Annotated in this window: 17 protein-coding genes and 1 pseudogene; 11 read left to right on the top strand and 7 right to left on the bottom strand. The window is 69.4% G+C overall.

Annotated elements, in window-relative coordinates; translation table 11 throughout:
• Positions 1-69 precede the first annotated feature (69 nt).
• A complete protein-coding gene (locus Q0Z83_RS41190; RefSeq protein WP_317788830.1) occupies positions 70-411 on the bottom strand; it encodes a hypothetical protein in 342 nt (113 codons plus the stop codon).
• A gap of 75 nt (positions 412-486) precedes the next feature.
• On the opposite strand from Q0Z83_RS41190, the gene Q0Z83_RS41195 reads away from it, so the two are divergent.
• Entirely contained in the window at positions 487-2,799 is a 2,313-nt protein-coding gene (locus Q0Z83_RS41195) for a M28 family peptidase (RefSeq protein ID WP_317788831.1), read from the top strand.
• Positions 2,800-2,842: 43 nt separating this feature from the next.
• Entirely contained in the window at positions 2,843-3,379 is a 537-nt protein-coding gene (locus Q0Z83_RS41200; protein WP_317788832.1) for a dihydrofolate reductase family protein, read from the top strand.
• Between the two features lie 54 nt (positions 3,380-3,433).
• Here the strand turns inward: Q0Z83_RS41200 and Q0Z83_RS41205 are convergent, their stop codons facing one another.
• The 3 genes from Q0Z83_RS41205 to Q0Z83_RS41215 form a co-directional block, all read right to left on the bottom strand.
• Positions 3,434-3,718 carry a Smr/MutS family protein gene (locus Q0Z83_RS41205; protein WP_317788834.1) on the bottom strand — a complete coding sequence of 95 codons (285 nt, stop codon included), beginning with the start codon at positions 3,716-3,718 and terminating at the stop codon, positions 3,434-3,436.
• A 10-nt stretch (positions 3,719-3,728) separates the two neighbouring features.
• Positions 3,729-4,100: a tetratricopeptide repeat protein gene (locus Q0Z83_RS41210; protein ID WP_317788835.1), complete on the bottom strand. Its 372-nt coding sequence runs from the start codon at positions 4,098-4,100 to the stop codon at positions 3,729-3,731.
• 166 nt (positions 4,101-4,266) lie between these two features.
• Positions 4,267-4,506 (bottom strand): hypothetical protein, encoded by a 240-nt coding sequence (locus Q0Z83_RS41215; protein WP_317788836.1) that lies wholly within the window; start codon positions 4,504-4,506, stop codon positions 4,267-4,269.
• 196 nt (positions 4,507-4,702) lie between these two features.
• On the opposite strand from Q0Z83_RS41215, the gene Q0Z83_RS41220 reads away from it, so the two are divergent.
• The 7 genes and pseudogenes from Q0Z83_RS41220 to Q0Z83_RS41250 all read left to right on the top strand — a co-directional run bounded on the left by Q0Z83_RS41220 (position 4,703) and on the right by Q0Z83_RS41250 (position 14,229).
• Entirely contained in the window at positions 4,703-5,440 is a 738-nt protein-coding gene (locus Q0Z83_RS41220) for a response regulator transcription factor (protein WP_317788838.1), read from the top strand.
• A gap of 92 nt (positions 5,441-5,532) precedes the next feature.
• Positions 5,533-7,038: a HAMP domain-containing sensor histidine kinase gene (locus Q0Z83_RS41225; protein WP_317788840.1), complete on the top strand. Its 1,506-nt coding sequence runs from the start codon at positions 5,533-5,535 to the stop codon at positions 7,036-7,038.
• Positions 7,039-7,238: 200 nt separating this feature from the next.
• Positions 7,239-8,303 carry a 3-deoxy-7-phosphoheptulonate synthase gene (locus Q0Z83_RS41230; protein WP_317788841.1) on the top strand — a complete coding sequence of 355 codons (1,065 nt, stop codon included), beginning with the start codon at positions 7,239-7,241 and terminating at the stop codon, positions 8,301-8,303.
• A 156-nt stretch (positions 8,304-8,459) separates the two neighbouring features.
• On the top strand, positions 8,460-10,583 hold the full coding sequence (locus tag Q0Z83_RS41235) for an ArnT family glycosyltransferase (RefSeq protein WP_317788842.1): 2,124 nt from the start codon (positions 8,460-8,462) through the stop codon (positions 10,581-10,583).
• 182 nt (positions 10,584-10,765) lie between these two features.
• Positions 10,766-11,563, top strand: a pseudogene (locus Q0Z83_RS41240) (dolichyl-phosphate beta-glucosyltransferase); the annotation flags it as partial.
• Positions 11,564-11,761: 198 nt separating this feature from the next.
• Positions 11,762-12,058 carry a DUF3040 domain-containing protein gene (locus Q0Z83_RS41245; protein ID WP_317788843.1) on the top strand — a complete coding sequence of 99 codons (297 nt, stop codon included), beginning with the start codon at positions 11,762-11,764 and terminating at the stop codon, positions 12,056-12,058.
• Positions 12,059-12,135: 77 nt separating this feature from the next.
• Positions 12,136-14,229 carry an MMPL family transporter gene (locus tag Q0Z83_RS41250; protein ID WP_317788844.1) on the top strand — a complete coding sequence of 698 codons (2,094 nt, stop codon included), beginning with the start codon at positions 12,136-12,138 and terminating at the stop codon, positions 14,227-14,229.
• Here Q0Z83_RS41250 and Q0Z83_RS41255 read toward each other — a convergent pair.
• A complete protein-coding gene (locus Q0Z83_RS41255; RefSeq protein WP_317788845.1) occupies positions 14,208-14,927 on the bottom strand; it encodes a hypothetical protein in 720 nt (239 codons plus the stop codon). The genes Q0Z83_RS41250 and Q0Z83_RS41255 overlap by 22 nt on opposite strands.
• Positions 14,928-15,086: 159 nt before the next feature.
• Entirely contained in the window at positions 15,087-19,844 is a 4,758-nt protein-coding gene (locus Q0Z83_RS41260; RefSeq protein WP_317788846.1) for an ExeM/NucH family extracellular endonuclease, read from the bottom strand.
• Between the two features lie 577 nt (positions 19,845-20,421).
• Here Q0Z83_RS41260 and Q0Z83_RS41265 point away from each other — a divergent pair.
• Together Q0Z83_RS41265 and alr are read left to right on the top strand one after the other, a co-directional pair.
• The gene (locus Q0Z83_RS41265) at positions 20,422-21,495 is read left to right on the top strand and encodes a D-alanine--D-alanine ligase family protein (protein ID WP_317788848.1); all 1,074 of its coding nucleotides are present in this window, start codon (positions 20,422-20,424) and stop codon (positions 21,493-21,495) included.
• An 8-nt stretch (positions 21,496-21,503) separates the two neighbouring features.
• Positions 21,504-22,676: an alanine racemase gene (gene alr / locus Q0Z83_RS41270; protein ID WP_317797258.1), complete on the top strand. Its 1,173-nt coding sequence runs from the start codon at positions 21,504-21,506 to the stop codon at positions 22,674-22,676.
• A 49-nt stretch (positions 22,677-22,725) separates the two neighbouring features.
• On the opposite strand, the gene Q0Z83_RS41275 is transcribed toward alr, so the two are convergent.
• A complete protein-coding gene (locus tag Q0Z83_RS41275) occupies positions 22,726-23,385 on the bottom strand; it encodes a response regulator transcription factor (protein ID WP_317788849.1) in 660 nt (219 codons plus the stop codon).
• Positions 23,386-23,467 lie beyond the last annotated feature (82 nt).

Consider the following 23,467-nt stretch of genomic DNA (forward strand, 5'->3'; position numbering starts at 1 on the left):
ATTCCCCACTCGACGCATAGGTGACCCGCAAATCGTGTACCACTCCGCCGCGCTGCACAACTTCGGACATCACGGGGAGTCTTCGCCGGTGGCGGCGACCCGTCGTGCGTGCTCGGCCATCACCTGCCCGAGGATGCCGTGCAGCTGCCCACAGTCCCGGCAGTGCAGGTTCTCGTCGAGGTGGCGACCGCCGCAGTTGGTGCAGTTCCCACGGTCCTCCGGGTCTCGATAGGACTCCAGGGCCCGGCACATCGCCCGGATCACGTGCTCACTGAGGGTGAAGACATCCTCGCCGAACGCGGTGCGCAGGCCGACGACGGCCACCGGGGGCACGTCCGGGTGCGGGTTGTAGGGCGACACCCGGTCGATGAACTCCGCGATGACGGCGGCTGGGTCAAGCGGCGTAGTCACCCGGCACACGCTATTGCACGTTCCGATGGATCTTCGGGGTACCCGCCGGGCGTACCCGGACTGTTAGATGTCCCCATGCGTGACTCCGCTCTCTCCCGGCCGGCTCATCGCGGTCTCGCCGCGGCGGCGGTCCTGGCCGTTCTGGTGCTGGCCGGGCTCGCCGCGGTCCGTTCGGTTCAACCGCCGGCGGCACGCCCGGCGACGGACGCGGCGGGCGAGTTCAGCGCGGAGCGCGCTTTCGAGACGGTACGCACGATCGCCGCCACCCCCCACCCGGCCGGCAGCCCCGCCGGCGATCGGGTAAGGGATCACCTGATCACGACGCTGACCAGCCTGGGCCTGTCCCCCGAGGTGCAGGACGTGGTGTCCGAGCAGGGCGCCGGCCTGTCCTCGTCGGCCGGCGGCACCGGCCTGGCCCGGGTCCGCAACGTGGTCGCGGTGATCCCCGGCACGGCGTCGACCGGACGGGTGTTCCTGGTCGCGCACTACGACTCGGCCCAGGTCGCACCGGGCGCCAACGACGACGGGGCGGGCACGTCGACGATCCTGGAGACGGCCCGGGCGCTGATCGCCGGTGAGCGGCCGCGCAACGACGTGGTGCTGGTGCTCACCGACGCCGAGGAGGCGTGTCTGTGCGGGGCGAAGGCGTTCGTGGAGCAGCATCCGCTGGCCCGTAACGGCGGGGTGGCGCTGAACCTGGAGGCGCGTGGCAGCAGCGGTCCGGCGATCATGTTCGAGACGTCGGCCGGTAATGCGCGGCTGGTCGAGACGTACGCGAAGACGCCGTACCCGGTCGGGACGTCCTTCGCCGTGGAGATCTACCGATTGCTGCCGAACGACACCGATTTCACCCCGTTCCGGGAGTCGGCGCTGTTCCAGGGCCTGAACACGGCCTACATCGACGGCGCGGCGGTCTATCACGCGCCGACCGACAAGCCGGAGTCGATGGACCGGGACAGCCTCCAGCACCACGGTGCCAACGCGCTCGCCCTGGCCCGTGAATTCGGCGCCCTCGACCTGCGGGAGCTTAAGGAGAGCGGCGACGCCACCTACTTCCCGGTGCCGGGGCTGCTGGTGCGCTACCCGGGCGGTCTGGTGTGGCCGCTGGCTCTGCTGGCCCTGGTCGCCGTGGCCGCGCTGGGCTGGGTGGTGCGGCGCCGGGTGGCCGGCGCGATCGGGCTGGCCCTGCTGCCGATCATCGCGGCGCCGGTGCTCGCGCAGGGCCTGTGGGCGCTGCTGAAACTGGTCCGACCGGAGTACGCCGGACTGCCGATCGACCCGTACCGTCCGATGTGGTACCGCCTTGCGGTGATCGCCCTTTCCGCGGCAATCGTCCTGTCCTGGTATGCCCTCCTGCGTCGCCGGATCGGCCCGGCCGCGATGGCCGTCGGCGGCCTGACCTGGCTCGCCGTGTTCGGTGTCGGGCTGGCCGCGCTGGCGCCCGGCGGTTCCTACCTGGCCGCACTGCCGGCCCTGTCGGTCGCGGTGTCGGCCCTGATCGCGACCCGTGTCGGCGCGAAGACCGCGGTGGCGGTGCTGATCGTCGGCGCGCTGATCCCGACGGTCATCCTGCTGCCGACCGTGGTGATGCTCTTCCCCGCGCTCGGCATGCCGATGGCCGGAGTCGGCGCGTTCCTCACCGTGCTGCTCGGCCTGTCGCTGCTGCCGGTCCTCGACCTGCTCCACCCGGCGCCGAGCGGCGCCCGCGGCATGGAGGCGCTGAAGGCGCGCCGCCTCGGCGCCGTACCGACGCTGGTCGCGGCGGTGGCAGCGCTCGGATGCACGGTGACCGGTCTGGTCGTCGACCGGTTCGACGCGGAGCACCCGTCGCTGACCCACCTCATGTACGCGCTGGACGCCGACAACGGCACGGCCCGCTGGCTGAGCGAGGAGACGAACCCGCAGGAGTGGACCGCGCAGTATCTCGACGGTGATCCGGCCACGGTCACCGACACCCTGCCGGCCTTCGGCGCGGAGGAACTGCGGTCCGGCCCGGCTCAGGCGGCCACCCTGCCCGCGCCGGCGCTCACTCTGCTCTCGGATGATCGGGCGGGTGACGAGCGCACGATGCGGCTGCGCCTCGACCCGCAGCGTGCGGTCCGCTTCACCACGTTGCACGTGTCGGCCGAGGTGGTCTCGGCGCGGATCGGTAGCCGTACCCTCGAGGGTGGCCCGTCGGGTTGGGGTTTCGTCTTTCACGCGCCGCCGGACGAGGGCATCGAGATCAGCCTCACGGTCCGGTCCGCCGGACCGGTCACCTTCCGCGCCATGGACGGCAGCGACGATCTCTCCGCCCTTCCGGGCTTCCAGCCCAGGCCTCCGGGGGTCGGCGTTCTCGGTTCGCACAGCAGCGAGCTGGTCGCGGTCGCCAAGACCTACACCCTTTGAGGGGTACGGCTACCCGCGGCCGATTCGGGTAAAAGGTGGAGTCATGGCGAAAACCCTGTACTCGGTGACCATGTCACTCGACGGCTTCATCGCCGGCCCGGGCGGCGACATGTCGTGGCTGACCCCGTTCCTCGGCCCGAACCCGACAGCCGAAGCGCTGGTGCCGGAGATCGGCGCGATGCTCGTCGGCAACCGCACGTTCGGCGGCGACGATCCGAACAAGGGCACCGACAAGGAGGGCGCGATGTCGGGCGCCTGGCACGGTCCGGTTTTCGTGCTGACCCACAACCCGCCCGCGCAGTCGCCGCCCGACGTCACGTTCGGGTCCGACCTGCACGAGGCGGTCACCGCCGCCCGGCAGGCGGCCGGTGACCGCTACGTCAACGTGCTCGGCGCCGACGTGGCCCGGCAGGCACTGGCCGCCGGGCTGCTCGACGAGATCCTGGTCTTCATCGCTCCGGTGCTGCTCGGCGACGGCACTCGTCTCTACGACCTGCCGGGCGGCGCCGAGGTGACCCTGACCCGGCTGCGGAGCGCCGAGTCGCCCCTGGCCAACGCCCTGTGGTTCAGCGTCGGCTAGCCGCTTTCCGACTTCTCCGCTTTCGGCGGCCGCTTTTCCCCACGGCCGCCGCTCTCAACGGCCTCGGCCGCGTCGCCCGGTGGGTGCGTCATGGCGGAAGTGCACGAAGAGCCGGCCCCAGTTGTCGCCGTCCTTCTCGACCCGGTGGTAGAGCTGCTTGATCTCTTTCTGGTCGAGGAAGCGGATGACCTTCTTCTTCAGGGCCCCGCTGCCTTTGCCGGGGATGATCTCGACCATGGCGGCCTTCTTCTGAATGGCCTCGTCGATGATTCCCCGGAGGGCGCGGTCGATCTCGTGACCCTTGTTGAAGATGTCGTGCAGGTCCAGCTTCAGCTTCACGATCGAGACCCTACGCCGCCGACGACTTGCCGAGCCATGTCTCGACCCGGCGGACCGCCTCCTGGTAGTCGGTCTGTGTCTTCATCGCAGCGGCCAGGCGCAGGTGCGGTAAGGCCTCACGGAAACGGCCGGCCCGCTCCAGGGTCCGGCCGAGCACGTGGTGCGCGTAGTGATCCGAAGGATCATGCTCGACCAGCACCCTGAGCTGGGTTTCCGCCCCATTCAGCTGCGCCGAGTTGAAGTAGGCCCGGGCCAGCAGCTGGCGGACCGCGGTGTTGTGCGGTTCCGCCTCGACTATCGGCTCGAGCAGTCTGGCGGCACCGAGCGGGTCGCCGGACTCGAAGAAGAAGGTGGCCCTGCGGTAGTCCTCGAGAAGATCCATCGTGCAACTCCTCTACGCTCACCGACGCTCGCGCCGCGCTTTGACCAACGCTCGCACAACATCGCCCCAACATCGAGTGTTCCCCCGATAAGAGATCGTCAACAACCCGGCCGGTTCTCCGGGCCGTTCTGCGCCGGCGCTGGACGGCCCGGAGAGCCGGCCGGCCTCAGCGACGTAGCAGGAGCAGGGCCAGGCCACCGGTGAGGAGGTAGCCGCCGAGTGCGGCGAGCAGCATCGGGCTCAGGCCGCCGCCGGGTAGCTCGTTCGAGCCCGGCGGCTCCGGGACCCAGCCGGTGCTCTCCGGGCGGCGGGGCTCGGCCGGGTCGGCGCGGATCGACGGCGCGAGCAGGATCATCACCATCAGGACCAGGGCGGACAACACGGCCAGGAATCGACGCCACAGCATCACCCGTACATTATGTCCGTTTTATTGTTATTGCTCGTTACGCCGCTCCGCTCCGATCCTCATGCACCTGATTCACCGTGCCGAAAACGGATGTGTACCAACTGTGCGGTTCGTCTGCCGCGGCTGTGTCAGAGGCACAGCTGGTACACAGGAAACGGAAAGCCGGCGCTGAGCGTCAGGCACCACAGTTGGGGGCATGACGATGGCGAACGCAGAACCCAGCACCGAGCTCCGCCGGCCCGACGGGACCCCGGTCCGGGTGCTCGTGGTCGATGACGAACCGACCCTGGCCGAGCTGCTCTCGATGGCGCTCCGCTACGAGGGCTGGGATGTGAAGAGCGCCGGTGACGGCATGACCGCCGTCCGCACCGCCCGCGACTTCCGCCCCGACGCCGTCGTCCTCGACATGATGCTGCCCGACATCGACGGTCTCGAGGTCCTGCGCCGGCTGCGTGGCGAGTCCCCCGAGGTGCCGGTCCTGTTCCTCACCGCCAAGGACTCCGTCGAAGATCGGATCACCGGCCTCACCGCCGGCGGCGACGACTACGTGACCAAGCCGTTCAGCCTCGAGGAGGTGGTGGCCCGGCTGCGTGGTCTGATGCGGCGGATGGGGCACGCCCCGATGCGTACGGAGTCGCAGTTGGTCGTCGGTGACCTCACACTCGATGAGGACTCGCACGAGGTGCGCCGCGGCGGCGACCTGATCACGCTGACCGCGACCGAGTTCGAACTGCTGCGCTACCTCATGCGTAACCCGCGGCGAGTGCTGAGCAAGCCGCAGATCCTCGACCGGGTCTGGAACTACGACTTCGGAGGGCAGGCGAACGTGGTCGAGCTCTACATCTCCTACCTGCGCAAGAAGATCGACGCCGGCCGCGCGCCGATGATCCACACCATGCGCGGCGCCGGCTACGTCCTGAAGCCGGCCGACTGACCATGCCCTCCGCCGCCCCGACCCGAGCCCAACGCCCCGCCCGCTGGCGCGATCCCGCGAGCTGGCCGTTGCGTACCCGGATCGTCGCCATCATGATCAGCCTTCTCACGGTACTGGGCCTGGTCGTCGGCGGCACTGCCGAGCTCTACCTGTACACCTCGCTGCACAAGCAGATCGACACCGAACTCGACGATCTCAGCAAGCGGATCGGATTCCGGCCGCCACCGGGCGGCAAGTTCAAGCCGTCGAACTCGACGAAGGGCGACACACCCACGCCCAACGACAATGACAACGACGGCAACAACTTCGGCGGCATCCCGGACGACGCCATCGTCCTGGAGTTGCTCTCCGGGAACACGCTCGACGGCGGCAAGGTCGACCTCTCGTATTCCGCGACACCTGACCAAGTCATCGAGCTCGATGCCGAGGCGCAGGCGGCCGTTCTGGAGGATGTGCCCGACAGCGGCGAAAAGGTCGACGTCAACCTCGGCAGCAGCCTCCCGCAGTACCGCATGACGAGAGTCGTCAAGCAGGACGGCAGCGTCTACTACATCGGGATCTCTCTGGAGCAGGTCAACGGCACGTTGCTCACCGTCGCTGCGTTCACCGGGTGCGTCATCGCCGGTTCGCTGCTGATCGCCGGGTGGGGTGGGGCGCTCATCGTCCGCCGTACCCTCAAGCCCCTTGATCGGGTCGCGGCGACCGCGACGCGCGTGTCGGAATTGCGGCTGGACCGCGGTGAGGTTCGGCTCGCGCAGCGAGTCCCGGAGTCCGACACCGATCCACGCACCGAGGTCGGGCAGGTCGGCGCCGCCCTCAACCGGATGCTCGACCACGTCGGCAACGCCCTGGAGGCGCGGCACGCGTCGGAGATGCAGGTCCGCCAGTTCGTCGCGGACGCCAGCCACGAGCTGCGCACCCCGCTCGCCGCGATCCGTGGGTACGCCGAACTGAGCCGCCGCAGTCGCCAGGTCGTCCCGGACGAGATCTCGCACGTGCTGAACCGGGTCGAGTCCGAGGCCAAACGGATGACCGCCCTGGTCGAGGACCTGCTGCTGCTGGCCCGCCTGGACGCCGGCCGCCCGCTCGCCCAGGACCCGGTCGACCTGACCATGCTGGCCGTCGACGCGACGAGTGACGCGCACGCCGCCGGCCCGTCGCACTACTGGCAGCTGGATCTGCCGGACGAGCCGGTGACCGTGATCGGCGACGGTGCCCGCCTGCATCAGGTGGTGGCGAATCTGCTGGCCAACGCGCGTACCCACACCCCGGAGGGTTCGACCGTCACGGTCAAGGTGGGCGCGGTGCCGAATGCCGCGGTGATCCAGGTCATCGACAACGGCCCGGGCATCCAGGCGGATGTGGTGCCGCGGATCTTCGAGCGGTTCGCGCGTGGGGACAGTTCCCGTTCGCGGGCCGCCGGCAGCACCGGTCTGGGCCTGTCGATCGTGCACGCCGTGGTCACCTCGCACCGGGGCAAGGTGGGTGTGCAGAGTCGTCCCGGTCAGACCGTTTTCACCGTGATGCTCCCGCTCGGGCCGCCGCCTGTCGTCCCAACAGCTGAACAGCGGCCCCAGATGCTGCACCCGGTCGGCTGAAGTGGCTATGCTGGCGGGCATGTCTCGCACGTGGTCGTTCTATTGGTTTACGAGGCCGGCTCAAGCCGGTGCCTCGGCCATGACCGCATGACCTGAGACACCCGCCAGAGCCGGCTGAGGCAGCGACGACGTCGCTGCCTTTTTGTTTGCCCCGAGCAAACCGGCTCTGACCCAGGGCCGGTCGAAGGAGAGAGACCACCATGACCGCCCCTGAGGTGCAGCGAGTCCGTGACCAGCGGATCGAGAAGGTCGTTCCGCTGATGAGCCCGGCGCTCCTGCACCACGAGTTGCCGCTGACCACCGAGTTGCACGACACCGTGCTGGCCGGGCGTAAGCAGGTCGAGGACGTGCTCAATGGCCGAGATCAGCGCCTGATCGTGGTCGTCGGCCCGTGCTCGGTGCACGATCCGAAGGCCGCCGGTGAGTACGCCGACCGGCTCAAGCTGGAGGCCGAGCGGCTCAGCGAGGACCTGCTGATCGTGATGCGGGTGTACTTCGAGAAGCCGCGTTCCACGGTCGGCTGGAAGGGTCTGATCATGGACCCGGCGCTGGACGGCTCGGGTGACGTCGGCACCGGTCTGCGGATCGCCCGCAAGCTGCTGCTCGAGGTCGTCGCGCGGGGCCTGCCGGTGGCCGTGGAGTTCCTCGACCCGATCACCCCGCAGTACATCGCCGACACCGTGGCCTGGGGTGCGATCGGCGCCCGGACCGTGGAGTCGCAGGTGCACCGCCAGCTCTCCTCCGGCCTGTCGATGCCGATCGGCATGAAGAACCGCCCGGACGGCAGCGTCTCGACCGCGGTCGACGCGATCCAGGCCGCCGAGGCGACGCACGTCTTCCCCGGCATCGACTACTCCGGCACCCCGGCGATCCTGCACACCACCGGCAACCCGGACTGTCACCTGGTGCTGCGTGGTGGCGGCGGCAAGCCGAACTACAGCGCCGAGGACGTCGAGTCGTCGCTGGCGCTGCTGCGCAAGGCGGGCCTGCCGGAGCGCCTGGTGATCGACTGCTCGCACGGCAACAGCAACAAGGACCACAAGCGCCAGCCGATCGTGGCCGAGGACATCGCCCAGCAGATGGAGGCCGGCAACCGCGCGATCAGCGGCGTCATGCTGGAGAGCTTCCTGGAGCCGGGCCGGCAGGACCTGGGCGGCGAGCTCACCTACGGCCAGTCGGTCACCGACGCCTGCATGGGCTGGGACGCGACGGTCAGCGTCCTGGAGCGCCTGGCCGCGGCCGCCGCGAAGCGCCGCTCCCGCTGAAGGGCAGGCCGGCTCTCAGTGCTGTCTCAGCGTCGCTGAGACAGCACTGAGGATCAGCCGGGTTTGACAGGGGTCCCACAGGGAGGCCACAACAGAGCGACAGCGCGAGCGACAACCGTTCAGACGGTACGAGTCCGCCAGCTCTGGAGTACCCCGATGACCCTGCTGTTGCCGGAGGCGCCCGCCGAGGAACCGGCGGCGCCCGTGACCGGCCCGCCCCGTGATCGCTCCGGGGTGGCACGCCATCTGCTCGGCCGCACCGACGCCGCCTGGATCCGGCCCTCCCTCTACGCCCTTCTGCTGTTGACCGGGGTCCTCTACATCTGGGGGCTCGGCGAGTCGGGCTGGGCCAACGCGTTCTACTCGGCCGCCGTACAGGCCGGATCGGAGAGTTGGAAGGCGTTCTTCTTCGGCTCGTCCGACGCGTCGAACTCGATCACCGTCGACAAGACCCCGGCCGCGCTCTGGATCATGGCGATCTCGGTGCGGATCTTCGGGCTCAGCTCGTGGAGCATCCTGGTGCCGCAGGCGCTGCTGGGTGTGGCCACGACCGGATTGCTCTACGCGACCGTGCGCCGCGGGTTCGGCCCGGCCGCCGGACTGCTCGCCGGGCTGGTCTCGGCACTGACCCCGGTCGCCGTGCTGATGTTCCGGTTCAACAATCCGGACGCGTTGCTGGTGCTGTTGATGGTCGCCGGGACGTACACGATCCTGCGCGCGGTCGAGTCCGGCGCCACCAAGTGGGTGGTGCTGACCGGCTCGCTGGTCGGGTTCGCCTTCCTGGCCAAGCAGTTGCAGGCGCTCCTGGTGGTTCCGGCGTTCGGTCTGGCGTACCTCATCGCCGGTCCGCCGAAGATCCTCAAACGGTTCGTCCAACTGCTGCTGGCGCTGGTCGCGATGGTCGTGTCGGCCGGGTGGTACATCGCGATCGTCGACCTGATCCCGGCGTCGGCGCGGCCGTTCATCGGCGGGTCGCAGAACAACAGCCTGCTCGAACTCACCCTCGGCTACAACGGGCTGGGCCGGCTCAACGGTGAGGAGACCGGCAGTGTCGGCAACGCGGCCGGCCGGACGAGCGAGATCGGCTGGGACCGGCTGTTCAACAGCGCGCAGGGCGGTCAGATCTCCTGGCTGTTGCCGGCTTCGCTGATCCTGCTGGTGGCCGGTCTGGTGATCACGGCACGACGACCGCGCACCGATCGGCAGCGCGCCGGGCTCGTCGTCTGGGGCACGTGGCTACTGGTCACCGGGCTGATCTTCAGCTTCATGCAGGGCATCTTCCACGCGTACTACACGGTCGCGCTGGCGCCGGCGATCGGCGCCGTCACCGGCATGGGCGCGGCCCTGTTGTGGGAGCGCCGGAGGAATCCGTACGCGGCGGGCACCCTGGCGGCGGCGATCGCGGTAACCGCGTGGTGGTCGTTCACGCTACTCGGGCGGACCGGCGATTTCGTCCCGTGGCTGCGGTGGCCGGTGCTCGTCGCGGGCCTGTCGGCGGCGGTCGCGGTGGTCGCCTCGGTCCGGGTCACGGCGCGGTCGGCCCTGGTCGGCGCGACGGTCGCGGTGATCGTGGGTCTGGCCGGGCCGGCGGCGTACGCGGTACAGACCGCGTCGCAACCGCACACCGGGTCGATCCCGACAGCGGGGCCCGCGACGTCCGGTGGCCGGGGCGGTATGCCCGGCGGTGGCGGCATGCCCGGCGGCGGCGGTCGCGGGAACGGCGGCGGCCAGCGGTTCCCCGGCGGCGGGCCGAACGGAAACGGCCAAAACGGCACTGCACAAAACGGCGGCACGCAGAATGGCGGCACGCAGAACGGCGGCACGCAGAACGGCGGCACGCAGAACGGCGGCGGGATGACGCGGCCGGGCGGCGGGAGCCAGGGCGCCCGTGGTGGTGGCGGCATGGCTGGTCTGCTCAACGCCGGCTCGGTCAGCGACGAGGTGAAGGCCCTGCTCGAACAGGACGCCGATCGGTACACCTGGGTGGCGGCGGCGATCGGGTCCCAGAACGCGTCCGGCTACCAGCTGGCCACCGAGAAGCCGGTGATGGCGGTCGGCGGGTTCAACGGCACCGATCCGTCGCCGACGCTCGCTCGATTCCAGCAGTACGTCGCCGACGGAAAGATCCACTACTTCATCGGTGGCGGCGGGTTCGCCCGCAACGGCGGCAACGGTGGCAGCGACGAGAGCGGTCGGATCTCCGAGTGGGTGACCGCCAACTACACCGCGACAACCGTGGGCGGCACCACGCTGTACGACCTGACGGCGCCCCGGAGTTGAACTCGCGGGCGGCTCCCGGTCCCGGGGAGCCGCCCGCCCCGCCCGCGGTCGCCGCCGAAGGCGGGGTTCGGGGTCGTCTGCGCTGGTGGAAGTCGTAGCCGTACCACCTTCTGATGTGGAATCACAGGCGCTTCTTAGGGTGGTTATATCGGCGGCAAAGGCGGGTGGCGGAGGTTTGTCGCATGAGCCTTTCGACGCTGGCCTCGCGGGACGAGGGGACGAGCCGGGTCGTCGCGCCGGTGCTCGATGTGGTGGTCCCGGTCCACAACGAGGAGATCGATCTGGAGCCGAACGTCCGCCGGCTGCACGGTCATCTCGCGGCACATCTGCCCTACCGGTTCCGGATCACCATCGCCGACAACGCGAGCACCGACGGCACGTCGGCCGTGGCAGAACGCCTCGCCGCGGCGTTCGCCGAGGTCCGGGTGGTCCGTCTGGCCGAGAAGGGCCGGGGCCGGGCTCTCAAGCATGTCTGGACGCGGTCTGACGCGGCGGTCCTCGCCTACATGGACGTGGATCTCTCCACCGATCTGGGCGCACTGTTCCCGCTGGTGGCGCCGCTGCTCTCGGGGCATTCGGATCTGGCGATCGGGTCGCGGTTGGCCCGTGGCGCGCGGGTGGTGCGCGGCCCGAAGCGGGAGATCATCTCGCGGATCTACAACGCGATCCTGCGGGTGACGCTGCGTGCGCGATTCAGTGACGCACAGTGTGGATTCAAGGCGATCCGGGCCGACGTGGCACATCGCCTGGTGCCGCTGGTCGAGGACACGTCCTGGTTTTTCGACACCGAGCTGCTGGTCCTGGCCGAGCGGGCCGGTCTGCGGATCCACGAGGTACCGGTCGACTGGGTGGACGATCCGGACAGTCGTGTCGACATCGTGCCGACCGCCCTGGATGATCTGCGGGGCATCGTCCGATTGATCCGGTCTCTCGTCACGCGGCGCCTTCCGCTCGGCACCCTGCGTGCACAGTTCGGCCGCCACCACTGATCAGCCGGACCGTTGTACCCGAAGTCGGGGGATTTCTACAGGTCCTGTTGTCCGGAACGGAACGGACCGAAAATTCGGCACACGAAGACGTATCACAGCGGCAACTCACAGGTAACAATGGGCTCCAGATCGAGATCGCCCCATCTCGATCCATGCTTCACCGGCGCGGCGGACCGGAAGGTAGCGGACATGCTCAGCAAAGAGGACACCCGGCGACTGGCCCAGCTCGAACGTCAGCTCCAGCGTGACGATCCCGATTTCTGCGCCCGCATGGGCGGCGGCAACTTCAGCGTGTCATCAACCAGTCGCCCTGCGCTACCGCTCTTCATCCTCGCCGCCGTGATCACCGTGGCCGCCGTCGTGCTCGGTGCGGTCGGCTGGTGGATCGCCGCCTCGATCGTCGCCACCTGGGCGGTCATCACCCTCGCCACCGCCGTCTACAGGTGGCGCCGGCAGCGCGCCGACATCGCCTACCGGCAGGCCTGAGGGGGCCTCATCCGTCAGGTGTTTCGTCCGATGGGACAGCCCGGTATGTCCGGCGCCCGTCGTAGGAGGAAACACCCGTGGCGACCCTGTTGTACCGGCTGGGCCGGTTCTCCTTCCGGCGACGCCGGCTGACCCTCGCGGTCTGGGTGACTGTTCTCGCCCTACTCGGGGTCGGTGCGGCGATGCTCTCCGGGCCGACCACGGGCGAGTTCTCCATTCCGGGCAGTGAGTCGTCGCGTGCCCTTCAGGTGCTCGAGGAGAAGTTCGGCGGCGGGTCCGGCGGAGCCGAGGCCAAGGTCGTCTTCACCGGCGCCACGCCGCTGACCGCGGACAGCCTGGCCGGCGCGGTCGCCCGGCTGAGGCAGGCCCCGCAGGTCGCCGCGGTCGCCGATCCGGTCTTCTCGGCCGATCAGCGGACCGCATACACGACCGTCACCTACTCGGGAACGGTCGCCGAAGTCACCGCCGAGGCCAAGGACGCCCTGCTCGCGGTCCGCGCCGGCGACGGTGTGGGCGTCGAGTTCTCCGGCGAGGTCACCGTCAACGCCGAGGAGAACCACGCGGCCGAGGCGATCGGCATCGGCGTGGCCGCCCTGGTTCTGGTGATCACCTTCGGCTCCCTGATCGCGGCCGGGTTGCCGCTGCTCACCGCCCTGATCGGGGTCGGCGCCGGGATGCTCGCCATTCAGATCGCCACCGGCTTCTTCGACCTGTCGTCGTCGACGTCGGCGCTGGCCACCATGCTCGGCCTGGCGGTCGGCATCGACTACGCGCTGTTCGTGATCTCCCGCTACCGGCACGAGCGGGCGCACACCGAGGACGCCGAGGAGGCCGCCGGACGTGCGGTCGGCACCGCCGGATCGGCTGTCGTGTTCGCCGGCCTCACCGTGATCATCGCGTTGGCGGCGCTGTCGGTCACCGGCATCCCGTTCCTGACCGCGATGGGGCTGGCCGCCGCCGGGACCGTCGCCGTCGCCGTGCTCGTCACACTGACCTTCGTGCCCGCGATCCTCGGGTTCGCCGGCCGCCGGGTGCTGCCCCGGAAGGCGCCGAGCGTCGGCACCCCGTTCGGCGAGCGCTGGGCCCGTGGGGTGCTACGGCACCGCTGGATCGCGCTGATCGCCGCCCTCGGTGTGATCGCCGCGGTCGCGATTCCGGCCGTCGACCTGCGGCTGGCCCTGCCCGACGAGAGCACCGCCGCCGTCGACTCCACCCAGCGCAAGGCGTACGACCAACTCGCCGCCGGATTCGGACCGGGTTTCAACGGCCCGCTGATCCTGGTCGCCGACGCGGGTGTGGCCGCCACCGTGGAGAAGGCGGTGTCCGCGCTGAACGACGTCGTGCTGGTCACCCCAGCGGTCGTCGACCCGGCCGGTGCGACCGCGATGCTCACCGTCGTCCCGGCCAGCGCGCCCACCAGTGAGGCCACCAAGCGGCTCGTGCACGACATCCGGGACCTGGGTATCGCCTCCCTGGCGGTCACCGGCGCCACCGCGATCAACATCGACGTCTCGGAGAAGTTGTCCGGCGCGCTGATCCCGTACCTGGCGATCGTGGTCGGTCTGGCGTTCGTCCTGCTGATGCTGGTGTTCCGCAGCGTGCTCGTGCCGATCAAGGCGACCACCGGTTTTCTGCTGAGTGTGGCGGCCGCGTTCGGCGCGCTGGTCGCGGTCTTCCAGAACGGGCATCTGGCCGGGCTCATCGGGCTGGACTCCACCGGGCCGATCGTCAGCATCATGCCGATCTTCCTGATCGGGATCCTGTTCGGTCTGGCCATGGACTACGAGGTCTTCCTGGTCACCCGCACCCGGGAGGAGTTCGTGCACGGCGCGGCACCGGACGACGCGATCGTCACCGGCATGCGGCACGGCGCCCGGGTCGTCACCGCCGCCGCGCTGATCATGATGAGCGTCTTCGCCGGTTTCATCCTGGCCGACGACACGATCATCAAGAGCCTCGGCTTCGCACTGGCCTTCGGTGTCGCGATCGACGCCTTCCTGGTACGGATGACGATCGTGCCCGCCGTACTCAGCCTGCTCGGACGTTCCGCCTGGTGGCTGCCCCGCTGGCTGGACCGGGTACTGCCGGACGTGGACGTCGAGGGGACCTCGCTGTCGGTTCCCGACCGGCACCGGCCACCGGAACCGGCTCAGGAGCTGGCGGCGGCCTGAGCCTCGAAGCGGTGGACGATCTCGGCCAGGGCGCGGATCTGCCGCAGGACGGCGTCCGGTTCGGTGGAGCGGTGCTGTTCCCGACCGATGTCGACGATCGCGTCGGCGCGGACGCCGACCTTGTGGAGCGGGCGGCGGTACAGCGGCTGCTGGGCCGTCGCCCATTCGACGAACGTCCGGGACGGGTGCGGCAGGTAGACGACCCATGCCGTACCGGTCGACCCGGAACCCGGCCGACGGAAGTCGAAGACCACGAACTCCAGGTCCTCGAAGGAGCCGCGCAGCACCGCGTACGCCGGCTGGTCCGCACCGAAGTCCGGGTTGTCGGCCCAGTCGGCGAGCAGTTCCCGGTCGACGTCGGCGAACCGCCAGCCGTGTCGGCGGGCCAGCTCGATCCGGTCGCCGACACCGGTGGCCGGGCGGACCGAGCGGTCGGCGAAGAAGACGAGCCAGACACCGGCGGCGGCGAGCAGCCCCCCTAGACCGAGAGTGAGCGGCGCGGCCGGGTGCTCCTCGGCCGCCGCCTCGTCGAGCGTCCGGGCCGCCCCGTCACCGTAAGTGATGCACTTGTTGCCAGCGCGTGTTTCGACGTCCGCACAGTCCGCGCTGCCGCCGACCGAGAGTCCGATACCGACGACGAGAACCGCAAGTCCGACAAGAAGAACGATCCATGAGAATCGAACCGTCCGAGTGCCCATCGCCCACACACCTCCAGCCCGGTGATCAAGATACTGGTTACGGCAGGTGATACGGACGGCGTGCGGGCGTCGGCCGTATGCGTGGCGAAAGCGTTATACAGCCAGTAGTTGGACGCGAAAAGGCCCCCACCTTTCGGCGGGGGCCTTCGCTAGCCGGTGTTACCTGGTGATACGAACCGCGTAGTAGGCGGCGGTGGAGCTGTTGCCCGCCTTGTCAACGGCCCAGTAGCTGATCTGCAGCGTGCCCCGGTCGACACCGCTGATCGCCGTCTTCCAGTTGCCCTTGGCATCCGGCGTGACGACCAGCACCGCCGCCTTGGCCGAGGCGACCGACTTCGACGTGGCCCTGGTCCACTTCCCGGCGGAGTAGTAGTACCACTTGCCGGAACGCTCCTGGACCAGCTTGACCTTCACCGAAGCGACGCCGACGCCCTTGTCGGCGACCGTTCCGCCGACGCTCTTCCAGGACGACTTCAGCGCCTTGAACCACGGCACGTCGAGCCGGACGGTGGGCTTGTAGACGTCCTTGACGACGTCGACGCTGCCGACCGTGACCGGCTTGCCCGCGCCGGCCGCGTTCCGCGGGGTGACGGTGACGGTGAACCGGCCCGCCTTGGTGTACGCGTGCGACACCGTGCCGTTGTTCGCGGAGGTCGTGGTCGTGACACCGTCGCCCCAGTTCACCGCGAGGTCGGTGGCGCCGGCGACACCGGCGACGGTCAGGGTGACCGACTGCGACACCCAGATCGACTTCGCGTTGAGGTTGAAGGTGCCGGCCTGCGTGGAGACGACGACCGCGGACGGCGCGGAGACCGTGCCGCTGTTGCCGGCCTCATCGGTCAGCTTGACGGTGACCTGGTAGCTGCCCGCCGCGGCGTAGGTGTGCGTCGCGGTGGTGGAACCGGCGGCCAGGGTCTGGGTCGCGCTGCCGTCGCCCCAGTCGACCACCCGGGTGATCTTCGAGTTGTCGCTGACGTCGTCGTCGAGCGCGGTCTCGGTCAGCGTCACCGTCTGGCCGGTCCAGATCGCCGTGGTGTTCAAGGCGTAGGTGCCGGTCGGGGCGGTGCCGTCCAGGACACCCGGGGTGGCGCGGAACACGGTGTCCGCGGTGATCGGGGTGTTCTGGGCGAAGTAGTTCACCAGCATGGTCAGGTCGTTGTCACCGGTGGTGACCACGCCGACCTTGCTGATCAGGGACGGGAAGTTGTCGCCGCCACCCGCGAGGAACGAGTTGGTCGTCACCCGGTAGTCGCCGTTCGGGTCGATGGTGACCCCGTTCAGCTTGATCGACGAGGCGATGATCCGGTGGCCTCGCGGCTGGCTCGCGTCGAAGGAGTAGGTGAAGCCCTTCGAGACACCGAGGTGCAGGTACGGACGAGCCGAACCGTCCGGCTGCCACTGCTCCTCCAGCGCCGCCTTGATCGCCGAGCCCTTGAGGGTCCGGGTCACCACGTCGTTGGAGAACGGCTGCACCGCGAAGGCCTGCGAGTAGGTGATCGTGCCGTCGGTGCCGTACTTCAGGTCGGCTCGCAGACCACCCGGGTTCATGAAGGCGATCTGCGCGCCACCACGTCCGGCGTCCTTGGTCTGGTCCAGTTGGGCGTCGGCGATGAAGTTGCCGAGGACCGACTCGGCGCCACGGTTCTCCGCGCCGGTGCTGGTGTACGCCCGGAGGATGTCCCCGGAGATCTTGCCCAGCTCGGCCTTGCCCAGCTCGGTGGCGTTCGTCTTGGCCGCGGCGACGATGTTCGCGACAGCGGTGTTCGCCGGGAAGCCGGTGACCGTGATCAGCTCGGACGTCGAGGCGGTGACCTCACCCACGGCGGGGTCGTAGGTCAGGACGATCTTGCCGAGCTTTTCGCCGTAGTCCTCCGCCTGGACGACCGGGCGGGTCTTGCCGGGCACACCGGGAACCGGCACCTGGAAGGCGTACGGCTGGTGGGTGTGACCACTGACGATGGCGTCGATCTCGGCGCTCACCTTGGTGAACGGCCCGAAGACCGGGTCGGCCTGCAGGTCCTCGGCCGAGCCGATGTGCTCGGTCGGGGCGCCCTCGTGGGCGAGCAGCACCAGGACGTCAGCCTCACCGTTGGCCTCGTCGCCGTCGGAGAGCTGCGCGGCCAGGGTGTTCGCCTCGGCGACCGGGTCGCGGAACTTGATGCCCTTGATGCCGTCCGGGTTGACCAGCGAGCCGGTCTGCTCGGTGACGACACCGATGTAGCCGACCCGCACGCCGCCCAGGTTCTGGACGTCGTAGGCCTGCAGGACGCGCTTGCCGTCCTCGGTGTACACGTTCGCGCCGAGCAGCGGGAAGTTCGCCCGGTCGCTGACCCGGCCGGTCAGGTCGGCGAGGCCCTGGTCGAACTCGTGGTTGCCGACCGCGGAGACGGCCAGACCGCCCGCGTTCAGCGCGTCGATCGTCGGGTTGTCCTTGTCGATCGCGGAGATGAACGTGGAGGCGCCGATGTTGTCACCGGCCGAGATCCACGCGGTGTTCGGGTTCGCGGCCCGCAACTGGTCGATCAGCCCGACGAGCTGAGCGGCGCCACCGACGGCCTGGCCGTTGACGGTGGACGGCGACTCGAGCCGGCCGTGGAAGTCGTTGATGTTCAGCAGCTGCAGGTTGACCGGCGCGGTCAGGCCGGTCTCCAGGCCGACGACCACCGGGTCGTGGTCGCTGGAACGGAACGGGCCGTTCTCGTAGAACGGCGCGTAGCCGTCGTACTCGAAGGCGAACGACTCGACCGAGTTGATGTTCCAGATGTCGACGCCGGTGATCCGCTTCGCGAACTCGCCGGTGACCAGCGCGTGGTCCAGCGAGCCGGACTCGCCGCCGAAGACGTACGAGGACTTGTCCGGCGCGTGCGTGGCGTGCGCGTCCGAGTAGCCCTTGTCATACAGGACCTGGAGGGGGTCCTCCTGGCCGTACGCGTTGAAGTCGCCGAGCAGGATCACCTTGTCGGTGCCCAGGCCCTCGACGAAGGTGGCCAGCGAGGCCGCCTGACGCTTCCGGTCGCCGTTGTACGCGCCCTGCCCGTCACCGGTGTCGACGTTGTCGCCGGTCGGCGTGACCGAGGCGCTCTTCGACTTGAAGTGGTTCGCCACCACGGTGAAGTCGATGGTGCCGGAGTGGAAGGTCTGCGCGATCGGCTCGCGGGCGTTGCCCCAGACCGTCTCGTCGTTGATCGACTTCGACGCGCCCTTCGGCGTGGCCTTGGCCGGCTTGTAGATGATCGCGCTGGTGATCACGTCCTGCTCGGCCGGCGTCGGCAGCTCGGCCGGCGACCGGACGTAGTCCCAGGTGCCCGCGCCGTCGACCGCGTTGAGCTCGCCGACCAGCGTCTTGAGCGCCAGCTGGGTCTCGACGGTCTCGAAGCGGACCGAGTTCTCGATCTCCATCAGCGCGACGACGTCGGCGTCCAGGGCGCTGATCGCCGAGACGATCTTCGCTTCCTGCTTCTCCTTCGCCGCCTCGTCGGTCGCGCCGCGCGCCTCGCCACCGAAGTGGACGAAGTAGTTCAGCACGTTGAAGCTGGCGACCCGGATGTCCCCGCCGACCTCGGCCGGCGCGCTGGTGCGCGGGTTGGAGGCCTTGAAGGTGGTACGGGAGATCGCCGGCGTGGTCGCGTCGACCGGGGTGGCCGGCTGGAGACGCCACTCGCTGAAGCCGTAGCTCAGAACGCCGGCGCTGAACTTCTCGACGGTGTCGCCGACCCGCAGCGGCTGGTCCTTGGTGATGTACGTCGGCGGCAGACCGGCCGACGCGAGGTTCGTCGTCTTGGCGTCGTCGACCAGGATGCGGCCGGCCTTGTTGGCGGCCTTCTGCGCGGTCGCCGCGTCGCTGCCGGGGCGGGCGATGTCGGTCGGGATCCGCGCCGGGACACTGCCGGCCGCGAGGATGACCTCGCCGTACCGGTTGGTGTTGTAGACGTCCGAGACGGTGTACGTGCCGACCGGCGCGACCAGCATGCCCTCGGCGGACTCGCGGGCGTCGTCGGACAGCGGGAGGGTCAGCGCGACCGGGGCGGGCAGGGTCGCTCCGGTGGAGCAGACCTGCACGTCGGTCTTCGCGCCGATGGTGATCTGGGTGAGCGCGTTGTATTCGCTGACCGTGCCGGTCACCCGGACCACGTCGCCGATCGCCACCGTCGGGTGGTTCGCGGCGGTCGCGGTCAGGTAGACGAAGATGCCGTCCGACGCGGCGCCCGCGGCGACCGGCCGGTCGCCGCCGCTGCCGGCGGTCTGGATGTAGATGCCGTTGTAACCACCGGTGCGGTGGTCGGCGGTCACGACACCCTCGACGGTCACCACGGAGCCGGCCAGCGGGGTGGCGGTTCCGGTGCCCTGGACCTGAGCGATCGAGTGGGTGACCGTGGCGGCGCAGCCGGCGCCCGGCTCCTCGGGGTCCGGCTCCTCCGGCGTCGACGCGGTGTTCTTCGCGCCGAAGCTGTTGGTGGCCGCGGCCTTCCAGACACCGTCGATCTTCTGCAGCGACTGTCCGACGAGGGTGGCCTCCGACTCGGAGACTCCGATGTCGACACTGGTCTGCCCGGCGGCCGGGCCGCCCGACGCGACGAACGAGCCCTCGTAGCTGAGGAACTCGGCGACGGTGCCGTCCGGCTTCACCAGCGCGATGCCGTCCGGCGCGCCGTTCTGCAGACCGCTGATCGAGTACGACTGCACACCCGCGGCCGGAACGACGCCGCTGAGCGTGGTGGTGGGCGTGTAGGTGGCGCCGCCGTTGCCGTTGTACAGGTACAGCTGCCAGCCACTCAGGTCGTAGCCGACCGGGGCATCGATCTCAACGGCCTCGCCAGCGTCGGTGCCGGTGTTGTCGTAGTGGATCTCGCTGATGAACGGCACATCGGTGGCCGCGGACACCGGGCCGGTGAGGCTGAGACCAAGCGCGGTCGCCATGACGGCAGCACCCAGCGCACGGAACCCGGCAGGGCTCGGTACGGGGAGAGACCATCCGGCGGCACCCACGCTGCGTATATAGGAACGCATCGAGGTGGACCCTCCGAACGAAGTAGATCCGCCGGAGCGTAGGTATCGATGGTGACGAAAAAAGCTCGGGAAGGTAACGGAAAGGCCATGGACAGCCCTTGCGATCAAGGGTTTTCCGGCCGTTCATTGTTCGCATTTGTACAGTCGCCGAATAGTAGACCCCTCGTCATGCCCCGTAAAACCGACCCGTCTCTCCGACCAGGACCCCGCCCACCAGGGGATCCAGGCACGACGGGACGGGAAAGGTCCGTTCTGTCGCCCAAACCACAGAAACGAAGGATCGCCGGGATTGCGGCCTGATATCCCCGCCACGGCCGTGTTACCGGGAGATTTCACAGGTATCGATCGGTTAACTCACCGGCAGCCCGGACGCCGATATCGGACCATCACCCTTAGTGACCGTTAGGTGTCTGATATCGCCCGATTTAAAGAAAACATAAGGACATCGCTGACGATCACCGGACGGCCCATGCCGGACAATGCCCGGATGCAGAGTTCCAAGGTACGGGTCGCGGTGATCTTCGGAGGTCAGAGCGCGGAGCACGAGGTCTCCTGCCGCTCGGCCGCATCGGTGTTCCGCTTCCTGAACCGCTCACGGTACGAAGTGACGCCGATCCGGATCACCCGGGACGGCCGCTGGCAGGTCGGCGTGGACACCGGCCCGGACACCGCGGACGCCATCGTGTCCGGAGCGGCCTACCCGGAGGCGGACGGCCGGTCGCCGATCAGCACCCTCACCGACGCGCTGGAAGCCCTCAAGTCGGTTCAGGCCGCGTTCCCGGTCATGCACGGGCCGTACGGCGAGGACGGCACCATTCAGGCGCTGCTCGACCTGGCCGGCGTGCCGTACGTCGGCAGTGGCGTGCCGGCCAGCGCCGCCTCGATGGACAAGGAGTTCACCAAGAAGATCGTCGCCGCCGAGGGCATCGCGGTGGCCGACGGTGTGGTGCTCCGCGAGGGCGACGCCGAGGACATCAGCCCCGAGGACAAGGCCCGGCTGGGTCTGCCGGTCTTCGTGAAGCCGTCGTGCAGCGGCTCCAGCGTCGGCGTCTCCCGGGTCGACGACTGGGCGGATCTGCCGCGCGCCGTCCGGCACGCCCGCGAGCACGACACGAAGGTGCTGATCGAGGTGGCGGTGGTGGGCCGTGAGGTGGATCTCTCGGTGCTGCAGAACCCGGACGGCTCGATCGAGGTCGGCCCGGCGCTGGAGATCAACCTGAAGTCCCAGGAGGGCTTCTTCGACTTCGACGCGAAGTACACTTCCGGCATGGTCGAGTTCCGCATCCCGGCCGAGCTCGACCCGGCTCACCTGGAGCTTCTGTCCGACGCCGCCCGTCGCGCCTTCCGGGCGCTCGGCTGCGCCGGCCTGCTCCGTGCCGACTTCTTCCTGGCCGAGATCGACGGGCGGACCGTGCCGGTGCTCAACGAGGTCAACACGCTGCCCGGGTTCACCGAGCTGTCGCAGTTCCCGCAGATGTGGCGGGCGGCCGGCGTCGAGTACCCGGAGTTGCTCGACCGCCTGTTCACCACCGCGCTCGCAGCGGGACCGCGCCGATCGTGACCGCGGCCATGACCAGGGCACTGATCGACCTCGACGCGATCGCGCACAACACCAGGCTGCTGGCCGGTGCCGCGACCGGGTCGGGTGTGATGGCCGTGGTCAAGGCCGACGGGTTCGGCCACGGCGCCGTTCCGGTGGCCCGGGCGGCCCTGGCGAGCGGCGCCTCCTGGCTCGGCGTCACCTCGCTGCGGGAGGCGATGGAGTTGCGGTCGGCGGGCATCACGGCGCCGATCCTGATGTGGCTGTATGCCCCGTTCGAGACTCTGGACGAGGCGGTGCTCGCCGACGTCGACGTGTCGGTGTCGTCGACCACCGGGCTGGAGACCCTGGCACGGGCGGCGGAGCGCACCGGCCGGGTCGCGGTCGTGCATCTGAAGGCGGACACCGGCCTGTCCCGCGGCGGCGCGACCGAGGCGGAGTGGCCGGATGTGCTGGCCACCGCGGCGAAACTGCGCGATGCCGGGCTGATCGAGATCCGTGCCGTCTGGTCGCATCTGGCCCATGCCGAGGATCCGGCCGACCCGGGCCTGCGGCGGCAACTGGAGGCGTTCGGCCAGGCCCGGGCCGCGGCCCGGGAGGCGGGCATCGAGGCGCCGCTGACGCATCTGGCCAACTCGGCCGCCGTTCTTCAACTGCCGGAGGCCCACTTCGATCTGGTACGGCCGGGAATCGCCCTCTACGGCGCCGAGCCGATCCCCGGTCGCGTGTTCGGGCTGCGTCCCGCCATGACGCTGGAGTCCACGGTCATCCTGACCAAGCGGGTCGGCCCGGGCACCGGGGTGTCCTACGGCCCCGAGTTCGTGACCGACCGGGAGACGACACTGGCCCTGGTGCCGGCCGGCTATGCCGACGGGGTGCCCCGCATCACCGGCAATCGGGCCTCGGTCGCGATCGGCGGGGTCCGCTGCCCGATCGTGGGCCGGGTGGCGATGGACCAGGTGGTGGTCGACGTCGGTGAGCACCCGGTGGTGCCCGGCGACCGGGTGGTGATCTTCGGCACCGGTGAGGGCGGCGAGCCGACGGTCGACGAGTGGGCCGACTGGGCGGGTACGAACGCGCACGAGATCCTGACCGGCATCGGGACGCGGGTGCCCCGGGTCCACTACTCGGTCGAGTCGAACGAGACCTCGACCCGCAATCCGTCGCGCCCGGTCGAGTGCGCCGAGATGACCCCGTCGTGAGCTCGGGTGATGGCCCGGCCCGACCCGGCGCCACCACTGTGGTCGATCCTCAGCGCCCCAGCCGGTAACCCACGCGCGGCACGGTGTGGATGACGGGCGGCTCGCCGAGCTTCTTGCGCAACGTCATGATCGTCACGCGGACCGAGTTGGTGAACGGGTCGGCATTCTCGTCCCAGGCCTGTTCCAGCAGTTCCTCGGCGCTGACCACCTGGCCGCCGGCACGTAGCAGCACCCGCAGGACGGCGAACTCCTTGGGGGTCAGGTTGAGCGTCAGTCCGTCCCGGGAGGCGAAGTGCCGGATCGTGTCGAGGACCACGCCGTCCTGCTCCAGCACCGGTTTCAGCCGGGCGGTCGAGCGCCGGGCCAGCGCCTGTACCCGAGCCACCAGTTCGGCGAAGGCGAACGGCTTGGTCATGTAGTCGTCGGCACCGAGCCCGAGGCCCTCCACCCGGTCCCGGATCCCGGCCGCGGCGGTGAGGAGTAGCAGCCGGGTGCCCAGCCCGGAGTCCACGACGCGGGTGCACACCTCGTCGCCGGTGATGCCCGGCATGTCGCGATCCAGGATCGCGACGTCGTATCGGTGCACGCTCATCTTCTCCAACGCGCTGTCACCGTCGTAGACCACGTCGACGGCCATGGCGAACTGGCGTAAGCCGTCCGCCACCGTGTCCGCGAGTATCCGTTCGTCGTCAGCCACCAGTACGCGCACGCTCTGTTACCTCCCCCGCCTATCGTCGCCGATCCGGCAGCCACGATAACTTCACCGGAAAAATCGCCGGAATCTCCGGCCG

It is taken from the genome of Actinoplanes sichuanensis, assembly GCF_033097365.1.
GTDB lineage: Bacteria > Actinomycetota > Actinomycetes > Mycobacteriales > Micromonosporaceae > Actinoplanes > Actinoplanes sichuanensis.